Raw genomic sequence first — 15,685 nt, 5'->3', positions numbered from 1 at the left:
TCTGGACCGCGTGGAGCCGGGGCTGCACGCGGTCCAGGTTCCTGTCAGTCGACGCGCTTGGCGGATTTGATCAGGATCGGGTCGTTTGGCACGTTCTGCATGCCTTTCTGGTTGCCGGTCTGTACGTTGACGATCTGATCGACCACGTCCATGCCTTTGACGACCTTGCCGAACACGGCGTAGCCGTAATCACGCACGCCGTTGTCGAGCATGGCATTGTCATTGGTGTTGATGAAGAACTGGCTGGTGGCCGAGTTCACGTCCGAAGTACGCGCCATGGAAATGGTGCCGCGCACGTTATGCAGCCCGTTCTGGGCTTCGTTCTTGATCGGGTCTTTGGTCGGCTTCTGGACCATCTGTGCGGTGAAACCGCCGCCCTGAACCATGAACCCCGGAATCACACGGTGAAAAATGGTGTTGTTGTAGAAGCCGCTGTCGACGTAGCCCAGGAAGTTCTGGGTGCTGATCGGTGCCTTGGCGTCTGCAAGTTCGATCTCGATTTCGCCGAAGCTGGTGTTGAGCAGAACGTGGGTCGGCTTGTCTGGAGCTGCCATCAGGTTGGCGGCGAACAGGACGGAGCAGGCGGCAAGAGCGATTTTTTTCAACATAGAGCAACAGGTCCTTCATTCAATTGAGATATCGACTGTGGCTGGCAAGGTAACCACGTTTGGCTTTTTTTGCCCAGCGTGATCGAAAGGGTCGCCCGCGTGCGATGACCTGCTTGTGGTTTCTCAGACCCTGGTGCCGGCAATGAATTCCAGCAGCGTGCGATTGAACTGCTCGGGCTGGTCCAGCGGGGTGGCGTGGCGCGAATCCCTGATGACCACCAGCCGGGCATTGGCAATGCGTTTGACGTAGGCTTCCTTGAGCGACACCGGAGTGTAGTCGTGATCGGCGGCAACGATCAGGGTAGGGCAGATGATGCGCTCCAGCTTGTGCTCCACGCCCCAGCCGACAATGGCATCGAAGCTGGCCAGATAGGCGCGCTTGTCGTTGCGGCCCCAGCGCTCGGCCATCTTGCGTCGCAATTCTGCCTGTTCCGGTTTGGGGAACAACAGCTTGCCAAGCGCCTTGCCCATCGCTTCCATGCTGACCAAGCGCGACAGCGTCCAGCGCCGTGCCCATTGCCAGACATCACCGGGGCTTCTGACCTTGACCTGTGGCGCGCTGTTGACGATACACAGGCTCTTGAGCAGATGCGGATGATCGACTGCCAGCTGGAAACCGATCATCCCGCCCATCGACAGGCCCACCACATGCACCGGACCCAGCCGCAGGTGCTCGATCAGCGCTTCCACGTCGTTGCTCATGCCCTTGATGCTGTAGAGTTCGTGGGGCTTGTCCGAACGACCATGGCCGCGCATGTCCATGGCAATGACGCGGTAATGCGCGGCCAGTGTCGGAATCTGGTATTCCCAGTCCTGACAGCTCGACCCCAGGCCGTGCAACAGCAGGACCGGGTCGCCCTGACCGTACTCTTCGTAATGCAGTGAACAGTCGTCATGCTCGAAGAACGCCATGTGCCTACTCCGTGTCAGGCTTGCAAGGGTGCTGCAAATGCCGCTGTCAGCGGCGCCGTGTCGAACGTGCGAATCAGGTCGATCAGAATCTGTGTCGCCGGGCCCAGCGGTTTGTCTTTGCTGGAGTAAAGATAGAACGAAGGATTGCGACTGCCACCCCGATCCAGCGGCAAAACCTTGAGCACGCCGTCCTTGAGTTCGCGTTCGATCAGGTGGCGCGGCAACCAGGCAAAGCCCAGACCGCTGCTGACAAAGGTTGCCGCGGTGGCGAGGCTGCTGACGGTCCAGCGCTGTTCCGCGCCCAGCCAGCCGACATCGCGGGGTTGCTGGCGGCCTGAGTCGCGAATCACCACCTGTAGCTGGCTTTCCAGATCCTGGAACGTCAGCTCGCGGTTGGCCTGATGCAAGGCATGTTCGGGATGGGCGACGGCGACGAATTCGACGGTACTCATTTCCGCGCCCAGATAACCCGGAATGCTCAGGCCACTGATGGCCAGGTCTGCCACGCCTTCGAGCAACACTTCCTCGACGCCCGACAGCACCTCTTCACGCAAACGAACCCGGCAGCCTCGGCTTTGTGGAATGAACGCAGCCAGTGCGCGCACCAGCCGTGCCGAAGGGTAGGCGGCATCGATGACCAGCCGCACCTCGGCCTCCCAGCCCTGTTCCATGTGATGCGCCAGGTCTTCCAGCTGACTGGCCTGTTTGACCAGTTGGCGCGAGCGCCGCAACAGCACGCCGCCTGCATCGGTCAATACGGCCTTGCGGCCATCGATACGCAACAGAGGAACGCCCAGTTGATCCTGCATGCGGGCCACGGTGTAGCTGACTGACGATTGCGAGCGATGCAGGGCTTCGGCGGCCTGGGCAAAACCGCCGTGATCGACCACTGCCTGCAGTGTGCGCCATTGGTCGAGGGTCACGCGGGGCGCTTTCATGCTGTAATTCCTCTTCTCTTTGTTATCCGTTGTTCTACTCTGACAACCCCGTTCCGGAGACTGCCCAATGAAACGAGTGTGTTGTGTGTTGCTGGCCCTGCTGCCACTGACGGCCATTGCCTATCCCATTGAGGTGGAAAAGCAGTACCAGGGAGTGAAGATCGATTACGTGACTCATGACGTCGACCAGGACATCGGTTCCATCTCGGTGAGCAACTTCGGCGATGTAGACGCCAAGTGCGCAGTGGTATTCGTCAACGGTCCCGAGGCGCCACGTACACGACGCGTTCAGGTTGGCGCAGGCAAGCGCGTGGAGGTGACGGCCAAATTCACGCGCAGCATCATCAAGCTGCGCATCAAGCTGGATTGCCAGCCTGCGTGAGCAGGGTGAGAGTAGAGCGCTGCGGTGTATAAAACAAATTTATAGATGGGTTGAAGCAGTTTTTTGCGCTTTTTCATCGATAAGGTCACCTTTAACCTCGGCTCCATCGAATACACCTCGTTCAATGGAGCTCCACCCATGTCCCGCCTACTTGTCATCGAAAGCAGCGCCCGCCAGCAGGATTCGGTTTCGCGTCAATTGACGCAGCAGTTCCTCAGCCAGTGGCAGTCCGCGCACCCGAATGATGAAGTCACTGTCCGCGACCTGGCCGTCACGCCTGTGCCGCACCTGGATGCCACGCTGCTGGGGGGCTGGATGAAGCCTGCCGATCAGCGCAGCGAGACCGAGCAGGCCGCGCTGGAACGCTCCAATACCCTGACCGATGAGCTGATTGCCGCCGACGTGCTGGTGCTGGGCGCGCCGATGTACAACTTCGCGATCCCCAGCACACTCAAGGCTTGGTTCGACCACGTACTGCGCGCCGGTGTGACCTTCAAATACACCGAAACCGGCCCGCAGGGGCTGCTGACCGGCAAGCGCGCGTTCGTCCTCACCGCTCGCGGCGGCATCTATACCGGCAGCAGCCTGGACCATCAGGAACCTTACGTGCGTCAGGTGCTGGCCTTCGTGGGTATTCACGACGTCACCTTCATTCATGCCGAAGGCCTGAACATGGGCGGTGATTTCGTGGAGAAAGGCATGAACCAGGCGCTCGCGAAACTGGCTCAGGTGGCGTGATCAGTCATCAGACGTAGAAAGGCGGGATCAGACGTGCTGCCCGCCATTCACATGGATTTCCGCGCCGTTGACGTAAGACGCGCCGCTGGTGCAGAGGAAATAGATGAGGGACGCGACCTCTTCCGGTTTGCCCAGCCGATGCATCGGGACCAGTCGCTCGACGATTTCCGCGGTGCCGGGAGACAGAATGGAGGTGTCGATCTCGCCCGGCGCTATTGCGTTCACCCTCACCCCGTGTGGTCCGAAGTCATAGGCCATTTCTCGCGTCAGGGCGGACAGCGCGGCCTTGGAGGTTGAATAGGCAACCCCGGCAAAGGGATGCACCTTGGAGCCTGCGATCGACGTCACGTTGATGATGCTGCCCTTGGCCGCCTTGAGTTCGTCGAACAGGCCGCGTGCCAGCAGAGCCGTGGAAAACAGGTTGACGTTGAAGACCTTTATCCAGGTGCTGTAATCGGATTCCAGAACACCCATGCGAGCGCCTTCGGGTCCTTTTGGGGAAACCCCCGCATTATTGACCAGCGCATCCAGCCGACCTCCGAGCTTTTCCTTGATGGCTGCCATATTGGCGCTGACGCTGTCGATATCCTCCAGATCAAGATGGATATGGTTGAGCAGCCCTTCAGCCCACGGGCAATCGGCGACCCAGTTCTGGCGGGATGCCGTGAACACCTGCCAGCCCGCTGCATTGAAATGCTTGACCGTGGCATGGCCGATACCGCGGCTGGCGCCTGTCAGTAAGAGAGTCTTTTTCTCGCTCATGTTCGCGTTCCGCTTCTCGAAGGGTGATGCATCGTCTTTTTAGGCATGCCAGTCTGTCAAGGCTGCTGTTGAACTGTCACATTACCTGTCTCACCTCAGAGAGGAGCCAGTCATGTTCGAAAAAGGTCATTGGCACAACGAGCCAGCCCAGTGGCATGTACGCGATGAACGTCTGAACGTCACCACTGATCCAGCCACCGACTTCTGGCGGGAAACCCATTACGGCTTCTGCCGCGACAGCGGTCATTTTCTCGGTGTGCCGGTCACCGGCGCGTTCACTGCCCAGGTCCACGTCCAGGGCAGCTTCAAGACGCTATATGACCAGGCCGGACTGATGGTCCGCATCGACGAGCGCAACTGGATGAAAACCGGCGTTGAAGTCAGCGACGGCGCGCTCATGCTGGGCAGCGTGCTGACCCGGGGTCAATCGGACTGGGCGACTGGCTTATTCGAGGAATCGGCGTCCGGGCTATGGCTGCGGGTGACAGTGGCTGAGGGCGTGATGCGGATTCAGCATTCCGTGGATGGCGTGCGCTGGCCATTGCTGCGACTGGCACCGTTTCCAGTGGGCGAGTGTCTGATTGGACCCATGTGCTGCAGCCCGGAACGGGGCGGGCTGGAGGTGGTGTTTTCCGGGTTTGAAGTGGGACCTGCCTTGGGCAAAGAATTGCATGATTTGACGTGAGAAAAGGCCTGAGGCACGTGATCGAACGGCTGTGCGTCTTCGATTTTACGCCTGTGATTCATCTGCCTCGCTCAAATGCTTTGCAGGCACTGCATCGACCAGCCAGACACCGTTGTCCGCCTGAAAGAACCGAGCACCGGCCGCTCGCATACCTGGTACGTCAATCTCGAGCAGGACGGGTTTGCCGTAGCGCTTGCCGACGTCCATAGCGGTTTCAGGACGTTCAGTCAGATGGACGTGGTGTCGGCTGCCCGGAATCAGGCCCTGGGTTTTGATAGAAGGTATGAAGCGTTCGGCCGTGCCGTGGTAAAGCCGATCGGGCGGGGTTTTCTCGACATGCTGCACGTTCACCTGCCCGGAGCTGTGCCCTTGGGCCGCGCGGATGCGCTGACCATCTTCCGACAGCGTGAAGCGTTTCTTTTCGTTGGTCTCGACGACTTCAAAAAGCATTTCGCGATCAACGTCGTGGCCGTGCTGTCTGGCATTGCCGAGCAAGGTGTCAACGTCGGTCCAGCCGTCACGATCCAGCGTGATGTCGATGGTTTCCGGTGCGTGGCGCAGCACATAGCTGAGCAGCTTGCTGATGCCGTCTCGTTGTTTCCTGTTCATGAACAATATCCTGTTAATGGTGGCAGTCACCTGTGTCGAGATGCATGACTCGCTATCGCCCATCTACAGCGACCGATACCACGTTGCATAAGGCGTGTTATCGACCTTGTACCTGTTGTAGTCCGGCGCACCATCTTTCCACCACACCGGCCCCCGTTCACCGAGCGCCACTTTAGCTGCGTCTACGTCTGCTCTGGCCTGACCGAGCTGACCAGCGTCCTGCGCAGCTTTTGCCGCTTTCACCGCCCGCCGCGCAGTCATCAGTTCATTCACGAGGCGTTGGCGTTCATCCTCACCCAGCGCAGGGTTCGAGCAGCGCCACAGGTGTTCTTTGACGACGAAGTAGCGACCGTCCGGGGTTGTCGGATTCATGCAGGATACCCAGGCCTTAAACGGTTTTTTTGACGACGCTGATCTGCGTCAGCCCAAGCAATTCGGCCTTGGCCAGCACTTCGTCAGGCGTCGCGTCGGCGTTGGGCATCATCAGGCTGTTCTCGGCGTCACCGAAATGCAGTTCAAGCAGGTGGAGGGCCGCTTCGTGGGGCTGGAGCCCAGGCTGATCGAGCTCCAGCGTGTGGGTGCGGGGCTCGTCTTTGAAATGGTAATCGAGAAGGTAGGCAGGCATGGCGAAGGCCTCGGCACGGGAGAGGGGATACAGATCATCCTGACTTGCCGATGGGGCTGTAGTTCAGTGCGTTGCCACCTTCATGGTAATCACGTAGCGCTGAGCGTGGGATGAGCCATTACGATTTTTTCTCCATTGATGCGCGCCCTTTAGACCAGCGCTTATAGTCTGCGGGCGTCATACCCGTCAGCTGTATAAAAGCGCGGCGAAAAGACGTGTCCTCGCTGTAGCCACAGGTCAGTGCAACGTGTTTTACACTGGCCCCTGGTATTTGCAACAGCACACAAGCGGTTTCAATTCGCACCCGTGTAATGAGTTGTTTGGGCGACTCGTTGGTAAGGGTCTTGAACCGTCGATGCAGTGTGCGTTCGCTCATGTTCAGCGCTTTTGCGAGCTCTGCGGCGGTCAGGCCAGGACTTCCGTGTCGAATAATTTGCTCCGTTTCCAGTAATAGTGGATCAGCGTTGTTGATAAAACCTCGAGGGGCGTAAACCGATTGAGGCAATGGCAACCTATCGGTGACTGAAATATCAGCGGTCAACTTCGCGACCTCAGCCCCGGCGAGACTCTCTATGACATAAAGTCCAAGATCAACCCAGGACAAGGGCCCTCCAGTAGTCGCAACTCGATCCTGGAACTCCAACGCGGAGCCCCATGCAACTAACGCCTTGGGGAATCGCTGTTTGAAGACGTGATGGAGCCACCAGGTTGTGGTGCAGCGCCGACGATCCAAAAGGCCGGCTTCTCCTAACACAAACGTGCCCGCGCAAGCCGCACCCACCAATGCGCCCTGTTGATGATTTACGTTGAGCCAGCGCGCGGCTCGCCTTACGGACTCGAGAGTCGGTGGTAGACGATCTGGCCCGAGCGCCATACCAGTAACCAGTGCCGCGTCGCAAGGTCCCACGTCGTCAAATGCAGCATCGACGGGGATCAAACGACCTTGAGGATCTCGCAGCGCCTTACCGTCTGCGCTCACGATCACCGTTTCGAAAACCGGACTGATCTCCTTTCTCGCCTCGGGGACGAATCCCGATGGTGGAGACAGCAGTGCCTGGTTTGACATCCAGAACAAATCAGCCAGCCCGGTGATGGCCGACATCAAGCTGCCTTCCACGGCTACGATTGCGATGCGCATTGAAAATCCTGCCCGATGATCAAGATGGCGAACTTTGCATGAAGTATGGCTGATTAGATACCTCACGGTTGTTAGCGCCCTTCCCTAGACTGGCGGTACAAATTGCCGAGACGCCCTTTATGAAAATGCCATTTCCGATGGACGTGCTTCTCCAACAAGCGAGTCGGCGTAACCCACTTGGAATCCTTTGCGTACTCGGCATCGCGTTGGGTTTATCCCTGCTGGTCTACGGAGGCCCCACCTTGGCTGCAAAAAATGAACACCGGGTAAACACTATTGTGCTTGTGCATGGCGCCTTCGCCGACGGCTCTAGCTGGTCACCCGTGATCGAGCGACTCACTGCGATGGGCTACAACGTCACAGCCGTACAAAATCCAATGACTTCATTAAAGGATGACGTGCTTGCAACCGAACGCGTGCTGAGAAGGCAGAAGGGGGACGTGCTGCTGGTGGGGCATTCGTGGGCCGGGGCGGTGATAACACAAGCTGGCAACGCCAGTAACGTTAAAGGCTTGGTCTATTTATCTGCGCTCGTACCGGACAATGGCGAGTCTGCGGGGGATCTTTTGGCACGGTTAAAAGCGCCGATGACCGGCCTGACGCCGGATGCCGATGGCTTGATATGGCTGGACGATCCAGCGCAATTTCATCACGTGATGGCGGCCGACCTGCCGATGCAAAAGGTGAAATTGATGACGGCGGTACAGCAACCCATTGCTTCCGCCTGTTTTACTGAAAAGGTCGACCATGCGGCCTGGCACGACAAACCAAGCTGGTACTTGCAAACGACTGACGACCAGGCCGTTTCTCTGTCCACTCAGCGAGCCATCGCGCAGCAAATCGGTGCCAAGGCCGTATCCATACATTCAAGCCATTTGTCGCTGGTTTCTCACCCCGATGCCGTCGCTCAACTCATCGACCACGCTGCTAGCGAATCTGGACGGTGATCTTTGGTTCACAAACTGTTGAACGTTCCCACTCTCAATCCCAGGACAGCACGCATGAACCTACTCCATATTGACTCAAGCATCATGGGCCGCGACTCCATCACCCGCGAACTCTCTGCCGCGGTTGTTGAGCGTATTCAGGACAGTCATCCCGATGTTCACATAACGTATCGCGACCTTGCCAACGATGAGGTGCGCCATCTGAGCGGTCCGATTGCCGCAGGATTTCGGCAAACCGGGATCAGTGATTTTCCGGCAGCGACGTTGCTGGAGCATCAACTTTCGGAACGCCTGGTTACCGGGTTCCTGGAGAGCGACGTGCTGGTCATCGGCGCCCCCATGTACAACTTCAGCGTGTCCACCCAGTTGAAGGCCTGGCTTGACAGAATTGCGCAGGTGGGAAGGACATTCAAATATACCGAACAGGGCCCCGTTGGCTTGTGCGGCGGCAAGCGGATCATTGTAGTTTCTGCACGTGGCGGATTTTACGCTGATGGCCCTTTCCAAAAAATGGACTTTCAGGAAAGTTATCTCAAGGCGTTCTTTGGCTTCCTGGGGATTAAGGAGATCGAGTTTATTCGCGCCGAAGGTGCCTCCAAGGGCGAAAAGGTCCGCGACAACGGTGTAGCGCTTGCCAAAAGTGCGATTTCCGATGCCGTTGCCCATCTGTCGGTAGACGCTTCTTGAACGTTCATACGAGGGGATAAACAGATGCTTTACGCGATCACTCTGACCTATATCAAATCTGCCGAAGAAATCCGAAACCACCTGGGCGCGCACAAGGACTGGCTCGTTAAAAACATCACCTCCACCCATGTAATCTTCGCGGGCCCGCTGACGGATGAAAGTGGCGGATTCATTCTCGCGTATGCCGAGGACTTAAAGGAAATTCAAAAAATGATGAGCGAAGACCCCTTCGTGATTAACCGCCTTGTAAACATGGAAATCATTGAGACTGATCCGGCGATTTGTTCTGCTGATTTTTTTGGCTATTGGGCTGGAAACGCAAAAGCGGTATGAATTAATCAATAATTCATCTGACACAAGCCAGTCGTTAGCCGCCAGAGCATCTCGGGCAGTGTAAACGCGACAGCCGTCACACACTCTCTGGCCCACTGCGTCACACGTGTCAGTGCATCGTTGAAAAGGGCATACGGATCATGCCCGTTGTTCCGAGCCGACAGGTTCAAATTCATGACTGTAGACGAGCGTCTGATCCCGAAAGGTGATTCTGTAACGCACCAGTTGCCTGACTTTTTTGATGGGCCAAACGTGGTGTCCAATTGAGTTGAACGCCATCGCCTTACGCGTATGGCGTCAGGAAAATGTGTCGGCCGGACGGATATAATACGCACCGTCACTGCATCTGTGTGATGCTTCATTTGGCCGCTGATGCTCTGTAGAGGCGGATCGTGAGTCGAGTTCAGACGCGCAGACAGTCGCTAGCGAGAAGGCACAATGGGCGTGGAAAGCGGAAGCATCAAAAAACTACCCAACCTTGCGAACGCCGAATTTCTGATGGCTCATTACACCCGTCACGTGTTCGAGCCGCACTGGCATGACACGTGGGCGGTAGGATTGGTTCTAAAGGGCGCACACGACAATAGCCCCCGGCATGACGGTTCGGGCATCGTCGCCCAAGGACAGGTAACGTTGCTTGAACCGGGGCAGCTTCATGCTGGACACGCTTTAGGGGCGGAATCCTGCCAATACTTGATGCTGTATCTCCCAGACACGTTGTTGAACGATGTCGAATGCTGGCGACAAGGGCCGCGCTCGGCTATCGGAAGTCAGGGCTTTCAAGCCCCGAAGCTGGCCAAGGGATTGTTGGCTGCTTCCAGGCTTGAGGAGGCCTGTCATCCGCTGGAATGCATCAACGCCGAGACCGTCTGGACTGAGCTGATCAACGATTTTGTGAGCGAGGTTACAGGCTCTCATGGTGGTGTACAGGCTCGCGATGTCCGGTCTAGAAGCCACGCGGTCGAGCGCGCCAGGCAATACCTGCACGACAACCTGAGGCATCCGTTTAGCCTGGATCAACTAGCCAATGCGGCTGGGGTCTCCAAATACCATCTTTGCCGGCTTTTCAGCGCCAATTTCGGCATGCCTCCACAGCTGTATTTACGACAAATTCGAGTTCAACGTGCACGGGACCTGCTCCGGGGCACGGGGACTTTGAGTGATATTGCCTTTCAAGCAGGATTTGCTGATCAATCGCACCTTGGTCGAGCGTTCAAGCGAGTGCATGGTGTTACGCCCGGCGCCTATGCTGCAGCTACGCGGTGAGCAATCCCATTCTATATTTGCCGGTATACGAGATTGCACCATGCGCTTCTGATTGAATCGGAGCTTTGCATGGATATCTCGTTAGCTACCTTGGCTGTATTCGCAACGTCGGTCGCCATTCTAATGATCACGCCGGGTGCGGACATGATCTACGTCCTGTCTAACTCGATCACCAATGGTGCTCGGGTGGGTATCGCTGCCATTCTTGGCGTGGCCAGTGGTGCATTTTGTTATGTACTTCTGGCAATAGCAGGTGTCGCTACGTTGATCGCGGCTTCTCCACTGTTGTACGGACTTCTGGTGCTGGCCGGCGCCGGATACCTCTGCTGGCTGGGTTTGGGGATGCTTCGCTCGCGTGAGGCCGTTATAGAAATTCAAGGTGGAATCAAGGCAAATGTCTGGCAGGTCTATCGACGAGGACTGATGACCAATTTACTCAATCCCAAGGCAATGATCTTCACGATCTCGTTCATGCCACAGTTCGTCCCAGAGCATGCAGCTAACAAGGCACTCTCCATGCTTTATCTCGGTGTCGTCCTTGTCGTGATTATGATCCTGGTTGAACTGCCGCTCGCGCTTAGTGGACAGCAGATTGGCCTCAAATTACGTGATGATCCAAAAATTGGCTTATGGATTAACAGGGTCGCTGGAGTGCTACTGATAGCCATTGGACTGTTTCTGGTGCTTTCAAAAATCATCTGAATCCATCAACCGCTGTTGCTTAGTCCTTCTCATCTATCTTCGCAGAGGTGAGATGGCCTGCGATAACTCATGCGAAGAAGAATCTATGTGGCAGTAGGGCGGTAAGCCAATACCGGGGCATGAGATCAAGTGCTCTAGGCGTCAGCCGAGGCCAACGCCTTATTGCGCTGATCCGGCATGCAGGACGAACAGTGCGTTGCCACCCTGCCACGTGGATGACCAAGTGCCTGCGACCGCCTAGGCTCTGTACGAAAAGTGGCTGCGCTCGGTGATGCTGCGTTAAAAACAGGCTCGGAATGCTCATTTACAACACGTAGACTCCGCTTCCTCGCCTGTTTTTGCCTTGCCTGACCTTCGCTCGCCGACTTTTCGTACAAAACCTAATCTCCAACCCCACCCAACGCCACCCGCATATCCGCCCCACTCGGCTGCTGATAAAGACTCAATCCAAACTCCGGCATCACCGCGATCAGGTAATCAAAAATATCCCCCTGAATCCGCTCGTAGTCCACCCACACCGTCGTGCGCGTGAAGCAATAGATCTCGAGCGGAATGCCCTGCGATGTGGCTTCCAGCTGCCGGACCATGCAGGTCATGCCGGGATTGATCTCGGCGTGGCTTTTCAAATAGGCGAGGGCGTAGGCGCGGAAAGTGCCGATGTTGGTCATGCGGCGGCGGTTGGACGAGAGTTCGGCAACATTGCCCTGAGCCTGATTCCAGGCGCGCAGTTCGGCCTGTTTGCGGCCGATGTAGTCGGTCAGCAGGTGGACCTGCATCAAGCGTTGTTCTTCATCGTCGCGCACGAAGCGCACAGCGCTGGCGTCGATGAACAGGCTGCGTTTGATGCGTCGGCCACCTGATTGTTGCATGCCGCGCCAGTTGCGGAAGGACTCGGACATCAGACGCCAGGTCGGGATGGAGACGATGGTCTTGTCGAAATTCTGCACGCGTGAGCTTATTATCGAAATGGACATATCAAATTCATGAAAATCAATTAGTTACAAGAAAACGGTAAGTGTCCATTTTTCTTCGCTAATATTGACAGCTCTCGAGCAGCGGCAACAGCTTCCGCCATATACGCGTTAGGTTGTGGGGATATGCAGGCATGCTAGTGATAGCCTATCCGAGCTTCTCGGCTACAATCGGCGCTTGCGGAATACACCATGATCAACCTCCATCGCTTAATCACCAAACTGTTTCCCGACCGCCGTCCTCAACAAGAGAAGAAGCGTGAGCGCGAGTTCATCCAGGCGGCTAACTCCTTGAAGACCCTCAAGGTGACACCAGAGGGCGGCATGTCCATCGACCCCGAAGAGCTCCGCGAACAGATTGTCGCTTCACGTGAGCAGTTGAAGCATCTTGTCCACAAAACAGGAGCGCCTAGGAGACCTTTCGAGGCAGCGACCGACTTCCTGGCGGAGCAGGGAGCGATTCCCTCCGTAGCGACTCCGGTGAGTGCCTTGGACTGTATTGAGGTGGTGGCTTGGCGTCGGCTCCATAGTGGCGCTGCTGTGCGCTACATGTGCCTCCAGTCTACGAGTACGGGGCGATTCGCTGTCGTGACCGCAAGCCTGTTCTCGGACGGCGCGCATAGTCTTCCATCTTGGATCGAAGCCAACACCGCCAAGCACGTCGCCAATGCCATACAGAACGATCATCTGCGCTGGTTGGCTACTGTGAGCGAGGCGATGGATGCTTGGGATGCAGACCTTTGATTGCCTCGAGGCGATGCTTGCCGATGCTTGTGTTTACAACTGCCATGCCTCAATAGTGTTGAAAAGCCTTTCAATCTGAGTTGGCAAGTCGGTTTGTGGGTCATGGCTATGGCTGAAAGTGTTGCCCCCAGCTACGAACTTGTCGGCGATTGTGACTTTTGAATAGGTAGTAATCTGCTTTAGTCTAGCGCCGAAAATCCGATAATGCTTGTCTCGAAAAGCTGCTGGTAAATAACTTTCAATCGTATAGCCCTCAGTCACCCAGCAATATCCCGTCTTCGACTCATGTTCAGCAATGTCAGCCCAAACCTGATATTTCACGCAGTTTTGGTTAATGCATTCATCAGTGCCGTCAGCTGCGCGCTGAAAGTCTAGATCTCGATCCATAACTACTATGGAGTTCCTGTTTATACTGAATATGTCAATTAATCCTGGCGTAGCATTTGATGTGAAATGGCCGAGCATAGAGCCGCCGTAAAACACGAAGGAGAAATCAAGATTTTCCATGGGCATGGATTTACCATGCGTCGAGCACCAGAGCGAAAGCCAGTGCAAAATGTAGATTCGATCAGACGCCCCTTCGACCCATATCACGCCGTTGGCTTGGAAAACATCGCTTGGCTTTATGCCGAGCCCTGACAGAGCCCTTGCAGGTGATGTTAATTCTGATAATGCGTAACCATTGACTTCAAATAGCTTTGTGTCTGGTACAGACCAGCTTGATATGTCGAGAAGCACAGACGAGTGCGTAGAGATGAAAAGCTGAAGGTTCTTGCGGGTGACGATTTCAGAAACCCTAGCCATCATGAGTCTCTGAAGCGTTGGATGCAGGTGGACTTCAGGCTCCTCGATGACACATATCTGGTCATCCTTAACAGAGTTCAGCCATCCTATTAGTCCAGCAAACGCCCGCCATCCAGACGGCAGCATCTTTATTGGGATATGGTTGTACTGACCTAAATCATCGTTGAGGTAGACACCTAACGTATTCTTATCAAGAAAGCTAATTGGGTTGGCATTCTTGTAGGCGTCATCTGCATTTGGAGGCCTTTTATAGTCTACTTGGTCGGGCTGCAATGGGTGCGGCGCGAGTCCCACTAGATGCTTGCCATCATTATTGAGCGCGTTGATGATTTTGTTAATACAAACTCCGCGCTCGTCGTGTGATGAGCGAAAACTAATTATTGCTTCTAGTTTATCTAAAACCTTTAAAAGTTCTTTGGGAGGTTTCGACGATTTACTGTAAATGCTTCCCTTGAATAAGTGTCTGTCTTCTCGTGTGGTAACGGCTATGTATGTGCCAAATTCATCAATATCTAGCTTGTTTAATACTGAAGCTACCCAAGTTCCATTGTCAAAGTAGATGATGGAAGCCGCCACGGTAGTGGATCGCATGTTTTCACGAGCAATCGTTTTTATAATCTCAACATCCTTGAGTGCGCGCACCATATCTAGCACAGTTGACTTACCGCCGCCGTTGGGGCCGACGAAAATATTAACCTTTGAAGCTTTGACTTGAGGAACATCACGCGGATTGAGGGAGTTGGTCTGCATGATGTTATTGAGGCAGAGTGTTCGAAGCCCCAACAGGCCAAAACTTTTAATATGCAAGATTGTATTCCTTTACTGATTGATTTTGATAGGCGCACTCATTAGGCATCTTCTGAAAATGAGCTCCCGAGCGGTGCAGGCGTCACGCTCGTATTGTACCTAGAGAGACGGAAGGAGAGGTGCTTGCAGGAGTTGTAGTCACCGGCACCGGCAGCTTTCACACTGGTGGGCTATCCGCGATATACAGGAAGAAACAGTACGGGCTGTGGTGAGGTTTACTGAAACCAAGGCCCCCAGGTCGGCGGGTTCTCAACGATGTCGATTGAGGTGCTGAGCTCGTCCTGAATGTGTTCAAAAACTCTGTCGAGACTTGGATGAGCTTTCGACTCTCGCAGGGCAGTCACTACTTCCAGTAGTTCCCGGCCTTGGGCTACATGCATTTGGATATCGCAATACACGGTGTCATCGCTGTCTCGTTCCACGTCTTTTCTCCGTCTGCATCAATCCAGCTTGGGCTTACTTCTGGCAGCTCTGTGTGCCTCGAGGTGCTGCATCTCTGATTCCCAACAAGCCAGGAATTTATACCAGTCCGCAGCGTAAGGCCCATCTAACAATCTGGTCGACCCGATACTCGCCTGATTGAAGCGCTCCCTCCAGGGCTGGGGGATAGTCTGCTCCAAAATGATGTCGGTTCCGGAGTGGTGATACTGCACGGTGACACAATCCCGAAGCTGGTTGAGCTCAAGTGCCTTGTCAGCATGAGGGGAGTCTTTTCGCTCTTGAAGTTCAAGGTCATCAAGAATGGATAAGGGATCGAACGCCTTCGAATCGCCTGGAGATATGTTCGCAAGATCCACAAAGCTTTTCGTCTCTTGGCCTCCAGTTCGCGGAGTTCATCGTCGGGCATTTGAGTTATCTCTTGTTGGCGTTGATGGCATGCCGCCTGCTGCGTCAGGCTGCCGTGAATCGAGCCCCGCCAAGGCGTGTCTCGCCCCTGCGGGCTGGCATCCTGAATCGCCCCGGATTCTCTAGACACCTTGCAAGCTCATTGCGTAACGTTTTTCAAACTCTACCGGTGACAGCTGAT

At 55.6% G+C, this 15,685-nt stretch carries 19 protein-coding genes and 1 pseudogene; 9 read left to right on the top strand and 11 right to left on the bottom strand.

The genetic code is table 11. The features are described from left to right. Positions 1-44: 44 nt before the first annotated feature. The 3 genes from JTJ32_RS19535 to JTJ32_RS19525 form a co-directional block, all read right to left on the bottom strand. Complete coding sequence (locus JTJ32_RS19535) at positions 45-608, bottom strand: peptidylprolyl isomerase (protein WP_099226059.1); 564 nt, start codon at positions 606-608, stop codon at positions 45-47. A 123-nt stretch (positions 609-731) separates the two neighbouring features. After that, positions 732-1,520 carry an alpha/beta fold hydrolase gene (locus tag JTJ32_RS19530; RefSeq protein WP_210043021.1) on the bottom strand — a complete coding sequence of 263 codons (789 nt, stop codon included), beginning with the start codon at positions 1,518-1,520 and terminating at the stop codon, positions 732-734. A gap of 14 nt (positions 1,521-1,534) precedes the next feature. Beyond that, positions 1,535-2,458 carry a LysR family transcriptional regulator gene (locus JTJ32_RS19525; protein ID WP_099226057.1) on the bottom strand — a complete coding sequence of 308 codons (924 nt, stop codon included), beginning with the start codon at positions 2,456-2,458 and terminating at the stop codon, positions 1,535-1,537. A gap of 67 nt (positions 2,459-2,525) precedes the next feature. On the opposite strand from JTJ32_RS19525, the gene JTJ32_RS19520 reads away from it, so the two are divergent. Beyond that, a complete protein-coding gene (locus tag JTJ32_RS19520; protein WP_180274213.1) occupies positions 2,526-2,840 on the top strand; it encodes a 3-phosphoglycerate kinase in 315 nt (104 codons plus the stop codon). Between the two features lie 138 nt (positions 2,841-2,978). Further along, positions 2,979-3,578 (top strand): FMN-dependent NADH-azoreductase, encoded by a 600-nt coding sequence (locus tag JTJ32_RS19515; RefSeq protein WP_099226056.1) that lies wholly within the window; start codon positions 2,979-2,981, stop codon positions 3,576-3,578. 27 nt (positions 3,579-3,605) lie between these two features. Here the strand turns inward: JTJ32_RS19515 and JTJ32_RS19510 are convergent, their stop codons facing one another. Then, positions 3,606-4,340, bottom strand: coding sequence for an SDR family NAD(P)-dependent oxidoreductase (locus JTJ32_RS19510; RefSeq protein WP_099226055.1), 735 nt, complete (start codon positions 4,338-4,340; stop codon positions 3,606-3,608). A 112-nt stretch (positions 4,341-4,452) separates the two neighbouring features. Here JTJ32_RS19510 and JTJ32_RS19505 point away from each other — a divergent pair, with 112 nt between their 5' ends. Further along, a complete protein-coding gene (locus tag JTJ32_RS19505) occupies positions 4,453-5,025 on the top strand; it encodes a DUF1349 domain-containing protein (RefSeq protein WP_210043019.1) in 573 nt (190 codons plus the stop codon). 45 nt (positions 5,026-5,070) lie between these two features. Here the strand turns inward: JTJ32_RS19505 and JTJ32_RS19500 are convergent, their stop codons facing one another. The 4 genes from JTJ32_RS19500 to JTJ32_RS19485 form a co-directional block, all read right to left on the bottom strand. Next, a complete protein-coding gene (locus tag JTJ32_RS19500) occupies positions 5,071-5,634 on the bottom strand; it encodes an RNA 2'-phosphotransferase (protein WP_210043017.1) in 564 nt (187 codons plus the stop codon). 63 nt (positions 5,635-5,697) lie between these two features. Beyond that, positions 5,698-6,006 (bottom strand): hypothetical protein, encoded by a 309-nt coding sequence (locus JTJ32_RS19495; RefSeq protein ID WP_210043015.1) that lies wholly within the window; start codon positions 6,004-6,006, stop codon positions 5,698-5,700. 16 nt (positions 6,007-6,022) lie between these two features. Next, on the bottom strand, positions 6,023-6,259 hold the full coding sequence (locus JTJ32_RS19490; RefSeq protein ID WP_184320725.1) for a hypothetical protein: 237 nt from the start codon (positions 6,257-6,259) through the stop codon (positions 6,023-6,025). A 118-nt stretch (positions 6,260-6,377) separates the two neighbouring features. Beyond that, positions 6,378-7,397, bottom strand: a complete 1,020-nt coding sequence (locus JTJ32_RS19485; protein WP_099226050.1) for a GlxA family transcriptional regulator — start codon at positions 7,395-7,397, stop codon at positions 6,378-6,380. A gap of 119 nt (positions 7,398-7,516) precedes the next feature. Here JTJ32_RS19485 and JTJ32_RS19480 point away from each other — a divergent pair, with 119 nt between their 5' ends. The 5 genes from JTJ32_RS19480 (at position 7,517) to JTJ32_RS19460 (ending at position 11,332) form a co-directional block, all read left to right on the top strand. Further along, positions 7,517-8,344, top strand: coding sequence for an alpha/beta fold hydrolase (locus JTJ32_RS19480; RefSeq protein ID WP_184320722.1), 828 nt, complete (start codon positions 7,517-7,519; stop codon positions 8,342-8,344). 54 nt (positions 8,345-8,398) lie between these two features. After that, positions 8,399-9,031 carry an FMN-dependent NADH-azoreductase gene (locus JTJ32_RS19475; protein WP_210043014.1) on the top strand — a complete coding sequence of 211 codons (633 nt, stop codon included), beginning with the start codon at positions 8,399-8,401 and terminating at the stop codon, positions 9,029-9,031. 24 nt (positions 9,032-9,055) lie between these two features. Beyond that, complete coding sequence (locus JTJ32_RS19470) at positions 9,056-9,364, top strand: YciI family protein (protein ID WP_184320716.1); 309 nt, start codon at positions 9,056-9,058, stop codon at positions 9,362-9,364. Between the two features lie 438 nt (positions 9,365-9,802). Continuing rightward, a complete protein-coding gene (locus tag JTJ32_RS19465) occupies positions 9,803-10,630 on the top strand; it encodes an AraC family transcriptional regulator (protein WP_210043013.1) in 828 nt (275 codons plus the stop codon). A 69-nt stretch (positions 10,631-10,699) separates the two neighbouring features. After that, on the top strand, positions 10,700-11,332 hold the full coding sequence (locus JTJ32_RS19460) for a LysE family translocator (RefSeq protein WP_210043012.1): 633 nt from the start codon (positions 10,700-10,702) through the stop codon (positions 11,330-11,332). Between the two features lie 380 nt (positions 11,333-11,712). Here JTJ32_RS19460 and JTJ32_RS19455 read toward each other — a convergent pair. Continuing rightward, positions 11,713-12,282, bottom strand: a pseudogene (locus JTJ32_RS19455) (mechanosensitive ion channel family protein); the annotation flags it as partial. Between the two features lie 213 nt (positions 12,283-12,495). Between JTJ32_RS19455 and JTJ32_RS19450 the strand changes: the two are divergent. Beyond that, positions 12,496-13,047 (top strand): hypothetical protein, encoded by a 552-nt coding sequence (locus JTJ32_RS19450; protein WP_210043011.1) that lies wholly within the window; start codon positions 12,496-12,498, stop codon positions 13,045-13,047. A 33-nt stretch (positions 13,048-13,080) separates the two neighbouring features. Here JTJ32_RS19450 and JTJ32_RS19445 read toward each other — a convergent pair whose 3' ends face one another. Both JTJ32_RS19445 and JTJ32_RS26630 read right to left on the bottom strand, forming a co-directional pair. Continuing rightward, complete coding sequence (locus JTJ32_RS19445; RefSeq protein WP_210043010.1) at positions 13,081-14,658, bottom strand: ATP-dependent nuclease; 1,578 nt, start codon at positions 14,656-14,658, stop codon at positions 13,081-13,083. A gap of 215 nt (positions 14,659-14,873) precedes the next feature. Beyond that, entirely contained in the window at positions 14,874-15,080 is a 207-nt protein-coding gene (locus JTJ32_RS26630; RefSeq protein WP_017337041.1) for a hypothetical protein, read from the bottom strand. Positions 15,081-15,685 lie beyond the last annotated feature (605 nt).

This window comes from Pseudomonas alliivorans (assembly GCF_017826695.1).
In the GTDB taxonomy this organism is placed as follows: domain Bacteria; phylum Pseudomonadota; class Gammaproteobacteria; order Pseudomonadales; family Pseudomonadaceae; genus Aquipseudomonas; species Aquipseudomonas alliivorans.
Note: the sequence above shows the minus strand (reverse complement) of the source record. Positions and strands in the feature narration are given on the sequence as shown.